10 protein-coding genes and 1 pseudogene are annotated in these 12496 nt (G+C 69.7%); 4 read left to right on the top strand and 7 right to left on the bottom strand.

Translation table 11 applies throughout. The features are described from left to right. Window positions 1-64 precede the first annotated feature (64 nt). Both AB0I10_RS26845 and AB0I10_RS26840 read left to right on the top strand, forming a co-directional pair. Entirely contained in the window at window positions 65-319 is a 255-nt protein-coding gene (locus AB0I10_RS26845; protein WP_363155190.1) for an acyl-CoA carboxylase subunit epsilon, read from the top strand. Then, window positions 300-1181 (top strand): alpha/beta fold hydrolase, encoded by an 882-nt coding sequence (locus tag AB0I10_RS26840; protein ID WP_363155189.1) that lies wholly within the window; start codon window positions 300-302, stop codon window positions 1179-1181. Before AB0I10_RS26845 ends, AB0I10_RS26840 begins: the two co-directional genes overlap by 20 nt. A gap of 119 nt (window positions 1182-1300) precedes the next feature. On the opposite strand, the gene AB0I10_RS26835 is transcribed toward AB0I10_RS26840, so the two are convergent. From AB0I10_RS26835 to AB0I10_RS26825, 3 genes are all read right to left on the bottom strand, one after another. After that, entirely contained in the window at window positions 1301-2188 is an 888-nt protein-coding gene (locus AB0I10_RS26835) for a response regulator transcription factor (protein ID WP_363155188.1), read from the bottom strand. A gap of 423 nt (window positions 2189-2611) precedes the next feature. Next, window positions 2612-2875 (bottom strand): hypothetical protein, encoded by a 264-nt coding sequence (locus AB0I10_RS26830; protein WP_363155187.1) that lies wholly within the window; start codon window positions 2873-2875, stop codon window positions 2612-2614. A 432-nt stretch (window positions 2876-3307) separates the two neighbouring features. Further along, entirely contained in the window at window positions 3308-3679 is a 372-nt protein-coding gene (locus AB0I10_RS26825; RefSeq protein WP_363155186.1) for a hypothetical protein, read from the bottom strand. Between AB0I10_RS26825 and AB0I10_RS26820 the strand changes: the two genes are divergently transcribed. Further along, window positions 3678-4577: a helix-turn-helix domain-containing protein gene (locus AB0I10_RS26820; RefSeq protein WP_363155185.1), complete on the top strand. Its 900-nt coding sequence runs from the start codon at window positions 3678-3680 to the stop codon at window positions 4575-4577. The genes AB0I10_RS26825 and AB0I10_RS26820 overlap by 2 nt on opposite strands. 397 nt (window positions 4578-4974) lie before the next feature. Further along, window positions 4975-5166, top strand: a pseudogene (locus tag AB0I10_RS26815) (RNA polymerase subunit sigma-24); the annotation flags it as partial. A gap of 259 nt (window positions 5167-5425) precedes the next feature. Here the strand turns inward: AB0I10_RS26815 and AB0I10_RS26810 are convergent. The 4 genes from AB0I10_RS26810 to AB0I10_RS26795 form a co-directional block, all read right to left on the bottom strand. Beyond that, window positions 5426-7324 carry a glycosyltransferase family 39 protein gene (locus AB0I10_RS26810; protein WP_363155184.1) on the bottom strand — a complete coding sequence of 633 codons (1899 nt, stop codon included), beginning with the start codon at window positions 7322-7324 and terminating at the stop codon, window positions 5426-5428. An 85-nt stretch (window positions 7325-7409) separates the two neighbouring features. Beyond that, on the bottom strand, window positions 7410-7892 hold the full coding sequence (locus AB0I10_RS26805; protein ID WP_363155183.1) for a poly-gamma-glutamate biosynthesis protein PgsC/CapC: 483 nt from the start codon (window positions 7890-7892) through the stop codon (window positions 7410-7412). Then, a complete protein-coding gene (gene pgsB, locus AB0I10_RS26800) occupies window positions 7889-9226 on the bottom strand; it encodes a poly-gamma-glutamate synthase PgsB (protein WP_363155182.1) in 1338 nt (445 codons plus the stop codon). The genes AB0I10_RS26805 and pgsB overlap by 4 nt, the downstream gene beginning before the upstream one ends. 1 nt (window position 9227) lies before the next feature. Further along, on the bottom strand, window positions 9228-11567 hold the full coding sequence (locus AB0I10_RS26795) for a cache and HAMP domain-containing protein (protein ID WP_363155181.1): 2340 nt from the start codon (window positions 11565-11567) through the stop codon (window positions 9228-9230). Between the last annotated feature and the right edge of the window lie 929 nt (window positions 11568-12496).

Genomic DNA, 12496 nt, shown 5'->3' with positions numbered 1-12496 from the left:
AACACCGACCACCTGCACGCCGGGCGGGCGCCGGTCCGTCACGGACACGAGAGATCGGAAATCCATGATCGAGGACACCCGCAAGGTGATCCGGGTGGAGAAGGGCAGTCCCAGCGCCGAGGAACTCGCAGCCGTCACCGCGGTGTTGCTGACCCGCGCCGCCGCGACCTCGAGCGCCGCGGGCGACGAGGCCCACCCCCGTCCCGCCGTGGCCGGCTGGCGCCGCCCGGAGCGCACCCCGCGTTCCCCCGGACCGCGCAGCTGGCGCACGGGACACGTCCCTTGGAGAGGAGGCCGTAATGCGTCGGCCGGTGCGTGAGATCACGCTCGAAGCACAAGGCGTCACCCTGTCCGGCCTGTTGGCCCTCCCGGACACCGGCTCGCCCGAGGCGGTGCTGGTGGCCCTGCACGGCGGCGGCATGCGCGCGGGCTACTTCCACGGCCAGGCCGACCCCGGACTCTCCCTGCTCACACTCGCGGCGGAGCGCGGACACACCGTGCTGGCCCTGGACCGCCCCGGCTACGGGGCGTCCGCCGACGCCTTGCCCGAGGGCCTGGAGCTGGCCGGCCAGTCCACCCTCGTCCGCGCCGCACTGGCCGGCTTCGCCCGTACGCACCCCACCGGCGCGGGATTCTTCCTGCTGGGCCACTCCCTGGGCGGCAAGCTCGCGCTGACCACGGCCGCCGACTGGACGGGCGACGGCCTGCTGGGCGTGGACGTGTCCGGCATCAGTGACCGCTGGGCGGTCGACCCGCGGCAGCTGACGTCCGGCGGGGACCGCGGCCCGACACACCAACTGCACTGGGGACCTCTGGCGCTCTACCCGCCCGGCACCTTCCGCCTGGCCACACCGCTGGTGGCGCCCATGCCGTCCCGCGAGGCCCGGGAGGTGTCGAGCTGGCCCGACGCCTATCCGGCCGTGGCCCGCCGCGTACGCGTGCCGGTGCGGCTGACCTTCGCCGAACACGAGCGCTGGTGGCGCTGCGACAGCGCCACGGTGGAGGCGATGGCGGCGCAGCTGGCGGCTCCGCTGGTGCGGGTGGACCGGCTGGCGGACACGGGCCACAACATCAGCCTGGGCCGGACCGCACCGCTCTACCACCGCGATGCCCTGGCCTTCCTGGAGGAGTGCCGCACCCGGCACGAACAGCAGTCTCCGGCCGACAGGGAAGCCGCATGAGGAACCGTACCGGACGCCGAGGCGGGGTGGCCGGTGGCGGGACCACCGCGAGGTGATCGACGCGATCGCTTTCAAGTTCCAGACTGGAACGCAGTGGATGCCAACGGGCCTCATGAGCCCTACAGGGTATGCGCGTGACCGTAGCCGGCTGGTGTGGAGGTGCGCCTGGGAGCAGGGAGTGGAGGCGTGGTGGGAGAGCGGTAGAGGTAACCGATGCCGCGAACCGAGACGATGGACTCGCCGCCCACGGGCGTGCCGTCGAGTTTGCTGCGCAGCCGAGAGATGGTGAACTTGATCCGGTCGCGTGCGGCCGCCGGGGCCAGAGCGTCCCAGCCTGCTTCCAGGAGTGTCGCGAAGTGCTGGACCAGGCCCGCATGGCGTACGAGGCGGTCGAGCACCCGAAACTCCGTTGTGGAGAGCGGCAGTGGGGAGCCCGCCGCCCACGCCTGATGCTGCTGGGAGTCCAGCCGCACCAGGCCATCGTCGTAGACGTCGTCGTGCTGGCGCTCCGCGGCCCGGTAGCGGTGCAGTACGCGCTCGATGCGGGCGATGATCTCGATTAGGTGGCAGGGTTTGACGATGTAGTCGTCCGCGCCGCTTTCGAGACCGACGACCGTGTCGGCGGTGTCGTTACGGGCCGTCAGGAAGATGGCAGGGACGTCGCTGACCGTACGCAAACGGCGCAGTACTTCGTATCCATCGATGTCGGGCAGCATCACATCCAGCAGGACGAGATCGGGGCGCTGGAGGTAGGCGCTGCGCAAACCGGCGCGCCCTGTGCCCTCGGCGAGGACCGTGTAGCCCCGGCGCATGAGCCCGAGTCGCAGTGCCTCGAGAATCGCATCATCGTCCTCGACCAGCAGCAGCCGCGTCGGGCGGGCGGGCCCCAAATCCAGTCGGGTGGGGCCAGCCGGCTCCGAGCGGGAGGGCTCGCGCGGAGCCGATGACTGGGGCGTCCCGATCTCGGTGGCCGGGACGTGCTGGTCCAGCAGGTACTGGGTCGTCATGATGTGGCAGGCGGAGCACAGCCGGAACGGCGCCCCGCACACCATCAGCGTGTGCTCGGCAGGCCGGGGGCAGCGTCGGCCCGCCAGTTCGACCCCGCAGGGCCCGCCTTGGCGCGTGGAGCGGGCGGCCTCGCGTGCACGGACGCGCCGCCCCGCCGAGCGACAGGTGCTTGAGCAGTACTGCCGGGGGCGCCCCACCTTCCGTGCCGGAGGCAGCGCACGACCGCAGGCGCGGCACACATCGGCCTGTGCGGACAAAAGCGATCCCCCTTCTCGCTGGAGCACGAAACGGATTCCGTGCTGCTGGCTGGCAACGATGGGCCGGACGTTCCTTGGCTGTCGCCTCCAGATGCTGTTACCTGGAAGGTGCACGCCGGAAACGGCAGGAGGGTCCGGCCGCCGAAGAGAGGCCGGACCCTGGTGTCACGGTCGCTCGGGCTTGCCGGCGTCGACGACTGTGCCACCCACCGCGGTGAGGGCCCTCGCCACAACGGCGAGGGCCTGTGCGTCAGTCAGAATCGCGACCGCCTCCACCACGCCGAGCACGGTACGCACCCCTTCCCACCACACATGCCGTGAAGCACCCACAAACGGCCACCACCTCCGCGACGACAGGGACGGCACTGGCACGGGACCTTTCCCCGTCGCCTCGCCCTCCTCGCCGTCTCCGCACGGGTCGTCGCGCATCGGGATCCTCCTTTCGACGGCGCTCGCGACCTTCGCGGGCCGTCGCGACACGCACGCGGCGGTCGGGCTGCGAAAGGTGTCGCCCGGTGCGTCCCGGCCCGGTGCTGCGGGGTGGTGCGGTGTCCACCGTCGCGTGCCGGCGACGACGCGGCAAGCACACGCAATCAAGGTAGTCCCGGCATCGACGGGGCATGTCTCGCCGGTGCGGAGCAGCACCCGCTCCGCGACAACGAGTTTCTCCCGTTCAGCACGAACCGACTCCAGCTCCTTGGCCAGCCGTTCTTCCGCCGCATTGAGTTGCGCCCGGCGTGCAGTGATCCGCAGCGCCTCTAAGGCGGCCTGACCCAGGACGACTTCGCACTCCCCGGGCCCGAGGCGTGAGAGCCGCACGCCCCGGCAGACCGGGCCAGAACGTAGAAGAGGGCGGTTGCGTCATCGAAAACCCGATGGCGCAACCGCCCTTGAGCATCCAGGCCAGCCCGCTTCGACACTCCGCCGGATGAGGTCACCGGCACGTGCGAGATCCTCGCGCGATCTAATGCGCACCTCTACGCCGTCCTTGATGCCGAGGCAGCCCAAGCCGCGGATTTCTCGGGAGAAGCCCTCCTCCAGCTCCACGGCATCTGGGTCCAGCTTCAGGTTGACCACGAGCATCCGGTTCCGCGGCTGGACTCGCACTGTGGCTACGTTCTTGATCCGTCGGTAGGTGATCAGCGTTTGCAGGTGGCGCTCCAGCACCACGGACGCCCCCGGGATCTCCGTGGCCTGCTCGCCGCTCAACCTGAACGCCTTCAGGTTGCTCATGTGCCTCCCCCGACTCCACCTCGATCACTGCGAACGACCAATCGAGGCCTGGGAGGTCGCGGATGCCATCGGTCGCCGGACTACTGGAACAACACGAGTTCGCCGCTCGCCGTCGCGTCGACGGGCTGCGGGACGACCCGAGGAGCTGTGGCGGCGGGCGCGGAAGGACTACCGCTCCGCCCGCCGCGGTATCCCGCCGGCTCCGCGGCTGGAGCTGATCCGCGATCTGCCCGACTTCAGCGCAGCCCTGGTGGAGCTGTACGAGAAGGCTGGGGTCCCCAGCCAGCGGGTGATGGCGCGGCAGGCAGGGGCGTACGGAGTGCTGCCGCGCAGCACCGTCGAGCGAATCATCAAGCGCCACACGGTGCCGAGCACCGAGGCGCAGCTGCTGGCATACCTGCGAGCGTGCCAGGTGCCGGAGCGGCAGCACGCACGCTGGGTGGCGACCTGGAGCCGGGTGCACAGCCGCAAGGCGGAGCAGAGCGGTTCCCAGGCACCGCCCAGCCGTCTTGAGAACGTGCTCATCTCCGCGGTCGCACATCAGGCGTACACCCGCGCCCCGGGCCTCGCGGACTTCCACGCACGGCATGGTGGCCAGATGGTGCGCTGCCCCTCCTGTATGCAGGGCGTCTCCGTCCGAAGGAAACGCGATCTTGCATTCACCGAGTGTCCGTCCTGCGGTGTGCTGGCCGTGCGGTGGCCGCGGCTGCAGGCTCAGGCATGCCTCACGATTCGCGAGGCGGCCGACCTGCTGGACCAATCAACGCCGGAAGTGCTCAACCTGGTGCTCACCGGCACGTTGCAGGCCATCAGGGTCGAACGGCTTCTGCGGATACCGTTGAACGAGCTGGCGGACCACCTCGAGGGCGAGCGGCGCGTCGCACACGTGGACGTGTGAACGGAGATTCCGCTGCTCCTCAACACCTTGCGAGCCAAACCATCCTGGCCGTCCGGAGGGGCAAGGACATGGTGCTGGGGTGTTCCGGCGCCGATCGCCGGACGGTTGGCAGTGTCTTCTTCAGCCCCGAGCAGTGTCTTCTTCAGCCCCGAAGTGCCCTCGGCCCGGGCGACGTAGCTACAGGACGAGGGCGCATCGCTCAACTGCTTGCCGACGGCTCGACCAGGGAGCTGGCTGATGCGACGGGCCGGCTTCACCCTCGGCAGCCATGCTGCCGAGGGGCGTAGGCGGTCGCGGCCGGCATGATCACGGCGTCGGAGCCGTTGCGGAGCCCGTTCACCGGGCTGAGCCCGCGTGCCCTCGGCAAACCGGCTCGCCTGGAGCTGAGTGGTCAGCCGGCCAGCCCGGCGCGATCTTCCGCGACCGGGACGGCAAGGTCCTCCATGCTCTGGCCCTCGACGTGCTCGACGGGCAGATCCAGACTATTCGCTCGGTGATCAACCCCGACAAGCTCGGCCACCTCGGACCGGTCGCTGACGCCTGGGCTATCGACCGCGAGGTGAAGCAGGCCCGCCGGCAGACGAAGTGACATCGGGACAGGCGTGGGTCGGCTCGACGGCAGCGCTCGCTGCCGTCGAGGGTGAGGTGGCCGTACCGGTCCACCGTGATCTTGATCGAGCTGTGGCCCATCCATCGCGACTTCTCGTGGATGGGCACAGCGTTGCCCAGCTGCGCGTCGATACCGCCCAGCCAGATAGCCGTGTGAAGGTGCTCGGTGCGCCCGCCTGCGGGGGGCGTTCCTGCTCGGACACGGGCGGAGTGGCGCAGAACTGGCCGCGTTCGGCGGCTCAGTTTCCTCGTCGAGCGCAGTCGTAGAGGGTGAAGCTTCCGTCCGAGGTTCGACCGTAGGCGCTTGGGGAGACGGGGGTGCAGTTTCGCTTCACCCAGGCCGATGCCGGTGTGGACGGGCGGCGCGCGGTCAGCAGGGCGTAGCGCAGTCGGTGGGTGGAGACCAGGTCGCTGAGCCGTCGTACGGTCGGATAGGGGGTCAGGCCGGTGAAGCCGCCCATGACCAGTACGGGTTGGGAGGTGGCGCGCAGCAGGGGCTCGGCGCCGTAGGCGGCTTGGGTGGCGAGCAGGTAGTCCTCCCCGGAGCGGTGCGCGGAAAGGTAGTTCAGCAGTGCGGCGTCGCGCGCGGACGGACTGCTCAAGGGGTATCGCGGGAACTTGGCCCGATGGTGCTGCCTGTCGCGGTAGTCGGGTCCGACCGGTCCGGCCAGCGGCGACATCGGTGAGCCGGCATACCGCGGGTCCAGGCAGGAGGCGGCCCAGACGGCCGGGGCGAGCAGTATGGACGCCAGGCAGGCCGCCAGGGCGCTGTGCACCGCCCGTCGCGTTGTGCGTGGTCCGCGGGTGCACAGGCCGACGGTCCCGCACAGACCGAGCATCAGCACCATCGGCAGCAGCCAGGGCGCGAATTCGCTGTGCGGGACTTCTATTGCCACCGCCCACAGCACCGTGAGGCCGATGGCGATGGGCAGCGCGGCTCGACGTCGGCCACCGGCGCGGTACTCGGCCCAGAGGAGGGTGACTCCGCCACCGGTCAGCGCGGCGAGGGCCGGGGCCAGTACGGCGGTGTAGTAGCCGTGGTTGCCGTTGGAGTTGCTGAAGACCACGATGTGCACCGTCAGCCAGCCGCCCCAGAGGAGGAAGCCCGTTCGCGGCCCGTCGGTGCGCGGCTGTCCGGTTCGCCACCACACGCCCAGCGCCAGAGCCAGTACGGCGAGCGGCAGGAGCCAGGCGATCTGCGGGCCCACGCTCTGGTTGACCAGCATGGTCCAACCGGTGTTGTCGGTGGTGCGGCTGGCGGTGGTGCCGGCGACGGCGCCCAGCGCATTCGGATCGTGGCCGAAGCGGCTCAGCCCGTTGTAGCCGAAGACCAGGGTGAAGGGGTTGTTGTTGGTGGTCGCGTCGATGTACGGACGGTTCGGGGCGGGGGTCGCCCACACCAGCAGCAGCCAGGAGCACGAGACGACGAGTGCGGTGGCCCCGGCGAGCAGCAGCCGCCAGGCCCGGTTCCACCGGGAGCCGGGCGCTGCCATCTGGTACACCACGGCGAAGACCGGCAGGACGAGCCACGCCTGGAGCATCTTGGCCTGGAAGGCCAGCCCCACCCACGTCCCGCAGATGAGCAGCGGCAGCAGTCTCCCGCTTGCGACGGCCTTCTGCAGCGATCCCGCTGCCAGGACCAGAAGCAGGACGAGCAGGGTGTCGGGGATGGTGCGCCGGTCGAGTGCGACGGTGACCGGGGTGAGCGTGAGTACCAGTGCGGCGAGCAGCCCTGCCAACGGGCCGGCCCAGGCACGGACGATCCGGTGCAGCGCCCAGACGGCCAGTACGCCCTCCAGTACCTGCGGCAGCACCGCCGCCCAGTTGTACGGTCCGAGGAGCTTGACGGAAAGGGCCTGCGGCCACAGCGCACCGGGGATCTTGTCCAGGGTGATCGAGCCGCTCGGGTCAAGCCCGCCGAAGACGAAGGCGTGCCAGTTCGCCGCCATCGACCGGGCGGCCGCGCTGTAGTACGGGTGTACCCCGGCACGGTCGATGCCCCAGGCATAGAGCACCGTGGCGGTTGCCAGGATCAGCAGAAGGGCGGACAACTCCCAGCGTCTGGTGGTCCGTTGACGGACTCTGATGACGCGCCGGCGGCGGTGGGCGGGGTCCCGGGCGAGGGTGGTCGTGGCCATGGCGGGGTCTCTCATGGGACGTCGGCTGGGGTGCGTTGATGGTTCGTCGGCTTCACGGGCGGCGGTCCATGGCGGTACGGCGAGATCAGCCGATGGGCAGCGCCCCCAGCAGCAACCCGGCAACGAGCACCACATACGTGCCGAGGGTCACCGCCGTGGTGGAGATCACGGTGGCGGCCAACGGTTGGCGGACCAACTGATAGGCGATCAGGCCGGGCACGATGAAGCCCAGGGTCTGGGCGGTGTAGAGGAGCGGGAACTCGTGCTGGAGCGCGAACAGCACCGTGGTCTGGAGCAGCACCGCGCACAGCACCACGGCGGCGAACAGCCGCTTCCCGTAAAGGATCACATGACGCTGAAGGACCTTGGTCGCGAGGAAGGTGAGCGCCGTGACGCCGATCACCATCGCGGCCCGGACCACATCGGTGACGAGGGTCAGCGCCAGCCAGCCGGGGGTGATCATGCCGCCGGGAGAGAGGTTGGTGGTCAGATAGCAGACCAGCGAGAAGACCAGTCCGAGGGCTATCCCCAGTGCGATGGTCTGCGGAGTGACATTGACGGGGATCACAGCGGGTTCCTTGTCGGCCGGTACAGGGCGTCGGCATGGGCGGAGGCGGAGCTCGGGATGTGCGGGCCGCGCTTGGGGCCGTTCAGCGGCGCCACCCAGCTGTACGGCTGCGGCTCGGGCGGGTGCGCGACCGGAAGCGGCTCGTCGGTGTCGTCAGAGGGCAGCTTGCCGAGGTGCTCCAGGAACAGCTCGCCCTGGCCGTGGATGTTGCCGACGGCCACCAGCGAGGAATCCGGGCCCAGTTCGGCGAGGATGGCGCCGGTCAACTCCTGGGGGTCGCGCCGGTCGCCGCCCAGGTCCACCACTCGCCCCGACGACCAGCCCGGCGGGATGCCGTCGCGGGCACTCTTGGTCGGATGCCCGATGAGCAGGACCGTCTCCGGGGCGAGGGCGGGGACGATCGCTCCCATCTGCCCATTGCGTTCCACCCGGTCCGGGCGGCAGTTGATGACCACGTTCAGCGGGCGACGGATCGCACCGAGCTCTTCCAGCTGACGGACGTTCATCAACGTCGACGCTGGGTCGTTGGCAGCGAAGACATTGGCGAAGCGCAGCCGTTTGCCGTCGGGTGTGCGGTAGCGCTCGACGGAGAGCACGCCGGGGTCCGGCGGCGCGTCCCACATACCGTGCAGTGCGGTGGCCCGGTCCACGCCGAGCAGTTCGGCCACTGCCAGCGCGATGGCGACGTTCTCCTTGAAGGTGAACCAACTGAACCCGCGCAGCTCTTCGTCGGTGACCGACTCCGGATCCACCGTGATCAGGCGACACTTCCGTTTGTCCGCCTCCTCCTTGAGAATGTGCAGCCGCTCCTGCTCGGCGGTGACACAGACCCCTCCGACCGGCATCGACCGGGACAGCGAGCGGGCCACATCGTCCAACGTCGGTCCCATTTCGGCGAGATGATCCTCGCGAACGTTGCACAGCACGCCGATGGTGGAGCGGATCAGCTTCTCCTGGTTGATCTCCTGAAGTGCAGGCATCACTGCCATGCACTCGATCACCAGAGCGTCCGGCCGGTATGCCGCCGCGCGCCGGACGATGCCGATCTGCTCGACGACGTTGGCGATGCCCAGCTTCCGGTACACCGGCTCCTCGGTGGCATCCGGGTGGATGAACCGGGCAGCGGTGCCGGTGGTCTTGGCCACGGTGACCAGACCACCGCCACGTAGCGCACCCGCGCACAGCCGTGTGATCGAGCTTTTGCCGCGAATGCCGTTGATCAGCACCCGAGTGGGGATCTGCGCCAGCGCGGCGTAGTGGCGCCGCTGCTCCAGCACGCCGGCGACCAGCAGCGCGGCACAGCTCAGCAGCAGCACAACATAGAGGAAAAGCACGTCAGTTGGTCCTTCGCTGCTGCGGCGAGCCGCCGCTCTGGAACGGTTGGAGAGGGACAGAGGCCACGTAAGCTCTCCCGCCGCCGCGGTCCCGCTCCACCAGCGCCTGCCGGAGCAGTTCCAGACTGCGAGTGACCGAGCCGCACTCATCGTGGTGGACCGGGTACAGCACAGTGCGGTGGTCACCACCGGCCAGCCGCTCCGCGCATCTGGTGACGGCGCGCAGCGGCCTCACCACCACGATGTGCAGCCAGCCCAGGCATGCGACGCCCACGGACAGGGCGAGCAGACCGGCCAGTATGGTGCGCGCTTGCAGCTGATATGCCGCCAGTTTGAGCGCTGCGGCAGGCTCGGCGGAGACCACCCGCCAGTCGAGTCCGGCGACCGGCCCCCGCTGTGCCAGTGGCGCTGCGGCCGCGACCGACGGGCCCTCGCCCGGGGCCGTCCCCGCCTGCAGTACGGCCGATGCCGGGCTGCCCGCGCTGCCAGGCGTTGCCTCGGTCCTGGCCACCAGACGGGTGAGGTCCCGGCGGGGAAGGGGCTGGAAGGCTTGAAAGCCGACGCTCGCCGCGAGCACTCGGTGGCGCTCGTCGGTCAGCCACACCCTGCCGAGCCCCTGCCGCGCAACCAGGGAGTTCAGCGCGTTCACGCCGATCTCGGCGACGACGACGGCCGGGGCTGCTTCCTTGGCGTTCTCGGCATCCCGGCCCTTCCTGGCCGCCGGAATCTGGGCGTAGGCGGCGATCGCGGGGATCGTGCCGGACGTGTTGACCTGGGTGACTCCGTCGCCGGTCGGCGCATGGACGAGGGTGCGCAGTGGCTGCTTGCCCACCCGCAGCACGATGGCTCCGGTGCGGTCCAGCACGTACAGCGACCGGAACGTGGGGTGGTCGGCGCGTTCGCGCCGCAGGACCTCCGTCGCCCGCTCGCGCGGCGCACCGGCGATGGCAGACGCCGCCGCCGCGAGGTCGGTGCAGCTCCGGCCGAGGGACCGCCGCACCCGGTCGGCAGCGGCCTCGGTGCGTGCCTGCTGGTCGGCGATGGCGGCTGCCGGTACGGCCTTGGCTGCCGGTACGCGGTTGAGCAGGAACAGCAGCGGCACCCCCCACGCGGCGATCACGAGTGCGCACACGAGGGCCAGAGCTCGGGCACCGGGGCGGCGGCGCACCGGCTGCGCGGGCTCCGGTCCCGTCTCGCCGAGCAGTTGGCGGCGTATCGACTCCAGCGCCCGGCCGACCCTGCCGGGCTCGCCGAACGCGGCAACCGGCACCGGTCGCGTCAACTCCTCGCGTTCCTCCGGCATTTCGCCGACACCCCTGGCCAGCCGGGCAGCGGACAGGTGCAGCCGCAGCAGCGGACGCTGCATGCAGCCCCACAGCACCAGGGTGACCAGCACGGCGATCACCATCAGCGCACCCGCGGCCACGAGGGCGAACCACGTATGGTCGGCTCCCTCCTTCGCCGGAGGCACATCTCTGGTCGTGAGGACAGTCAGTCCCAGGCCGGAGGTGTCGTCCTTGCCGTCCGCCGCGGCGACCGATGCCCACCCCGTGACCCTGCGCAGCCCGTCGTGACCGTCACCGAGCACGCTGCCCGAGACGTCACCGGTGTGGAGACCGGCGTTCGCGGCGTTCGCCGCAGCGGTCGGCAGCGCGCGGTGGTCGTTATAGGACGCCGGGGCCGTGCCGGTGGTGGCAAGCAGCTTTCCTTTCCGGTCCACCAGTTGACCGGTGCGACCGGCTCCGTACACCGCTGGAGCAGCGACCTTTTCCGAGACGGCAAGCAGGAGTTCACGTTCATCAGCGCCCTGATCCCCTATCAGGTCACCTGCCTGATCGTGGTTCTCGTCCTGCTTGCGGCCCGGAGTGGGGACCGCCACCCGGACGAAGAGCAACAGCCGCGGTTCGCCACTGCCTGAGAAGACCAACCTGGGCGCGATGTTCGCGGTACCGGGCCGCACCAGCGCCGCCACATCCACCCCGGTCAGCGGCACCGTTTCACCACTGGCCGCCAGCGGTCTGCCGGTGCGCGGGTCGAGCAGCACACCGCCCCCCGCGGGGTGCCCGGTCGGGAGAAGGGACCGCAGTAGTGCCGCCGGACTGCTGCTGCCGACGGGTGCGTCCGACGCCGCCGCACGGCGCACTGCCGTGGCTCTTGCGTTGATGGAGGTCCCGACCGAGTCGGCGGCATCCTCGGCGATCTGGCGTTCCGCGTCGCGTAAGGCCTGGGGGACATCCTGTTCGTGAACGGTACCGAGACCGAGTGCGGTGAACGCGGCAACTGCCAGCAGGGCGCAGAGCAGTGCGGCGATCGGTGGGCGGACGCCTCCGAGCAGAGGCATGTCGGCGCGGCGTCGGGTGCGGTGCGGACGGGGCGCGCGGGCAACGGCGTGCAGGACAGCGTCCTCTCGGCATGTGGGGATGGCCGTGCGGCAACTCGCCCAGTAGGAATATGGGAGCACAGGATAAACATAAGTTCGTTCGTGCTGGGGCCCTGTATACCGGCTCACAGGAACTGCGCTCAACTCCCCCTTGGGAGAAGTCGCTTATGCGTCTCCGGCTTCGTGCCGGCGTGGCGCAATTCCCAACACCCCTGCCGCCCAGAGTGTTTGACCGCACGTCTCCCGTCCGCATTCGCCGCGTCACACACAGTCGCGGATCCACTGAAGGCCGCCCCCGAAACTGCCCCGTTCTCAAGGAATCCGCAAACCCACAGGGGTCGTTGGCGAGGCCCAGGGGTTTACGAACTGCCGCGTAACAAAAACGCTCAGTGATAACGGTGAGCAATGCCGGAGAATTCTGGATCCGGTGGCCACCATCGAACGATGGCGTGAACCAGCCATCTCCGGCAGAGGTCTTCTGACCGGGGCAGGTGCCACGGCAGCCACCGCTCCGAGGCTACGGAACAACCGCTCACATCGGCCCATTGCCGGCTTGGGCCTTTGCTGCTGCGACTTGTTACCAGGGGATGTCGAGTTGCCGTACGCTGGCAACTGCCCCCGGCTGCACCAGGGCATTTCTCCCGCACGCATGCCGTATTGGCACTCGACGCGGCTCAACTCGGTGGCATACTCCACGAGCGCCGACAGGCCGTTCCCAGCGCATATGAGTCCAGGGAAAACGCTGGCAGCAGAGGTCCGGCAACGGATGGGCCGCGAAGCCGACACCGCGCATTTCTGGACGCGTCAGCAGCGCTCATCTCGCCGACCGCCGTGGAATAACTCCCCGCACAATCAGGTGGGTTGGCGCGGCCATGGCAAACTGCCTATAC

It is taken from the genome of Streptomyces sp. NPDC050636 (assembly GCF_040654775.1).
Taxonomy (GTDB): domain Bacteria; phylum Actinomycetota; class Actinomycetes; order Streptomycetales; family Streptomycetaceae; genus Streptomyces.
Note: the sequence above shows the minus strand (reverse complement) of the source record. Positions and strands in the feature narration are given on the sequence as shown.

Coding starts and splice junctions, on each gene's coding strand:
- AB0I10_RS26795 (WP_363155181.1), bottom strand. CDS start 11,567: ATGCCTCTGCTCGGAGGCGTCCGCCCACCGATCGCCGCACTGCTCTGC.
- AB0I10_RS26835 (WP_363155188.1), bottom strand. CDS start 2,188: ATGACGACCCAGTACCTGCTGGACCAGCACGTCCCGGCCACCGAGATC.
- AB0I10_RS26845 (WP_363155190.1), top strand. CDS start 65: ATGATCGAGGACACCCGCAAGGTGATCCGGGTGGAGAAGGGCAGTCCC.
- AB0I10_RS26825 (WP_363155186.1), bottom strand. CDS start 3,679: ATGAGCAACCTGAAGGCGTTCAGGTTGAGCGGCGAGCAGGCCACGGAG.
- AB0I10_RS26810 (WP_363155184.1), bottom strand. CDS start 7,324: ATGGCCACGACCACCCTCGCCCGGGACCCCGCCCACCGCCGCCGGCGC.
- AB0I10_RS26830 (WP_363155187.1), bottom strand. CDS start 2,875: ATGCGCGACGACCCGTGCGGAGACGGCGAGGAGGGCGAGGCGACGGGG.
- AB0I10_RS26820 (WP_363155185.1), top strand. CDS start 3,678: ATGTGCCTCCCCCGACTCCACCTCGATCACTGCGAACGACCAATCGAG.
- AB0I10_RS26840 (WP_363155189.1), top strand. CDS start 300: ATGCGTCGGCCGGTGCGTGAGATCACGCTCGAAGCACAAGGCGTCACC.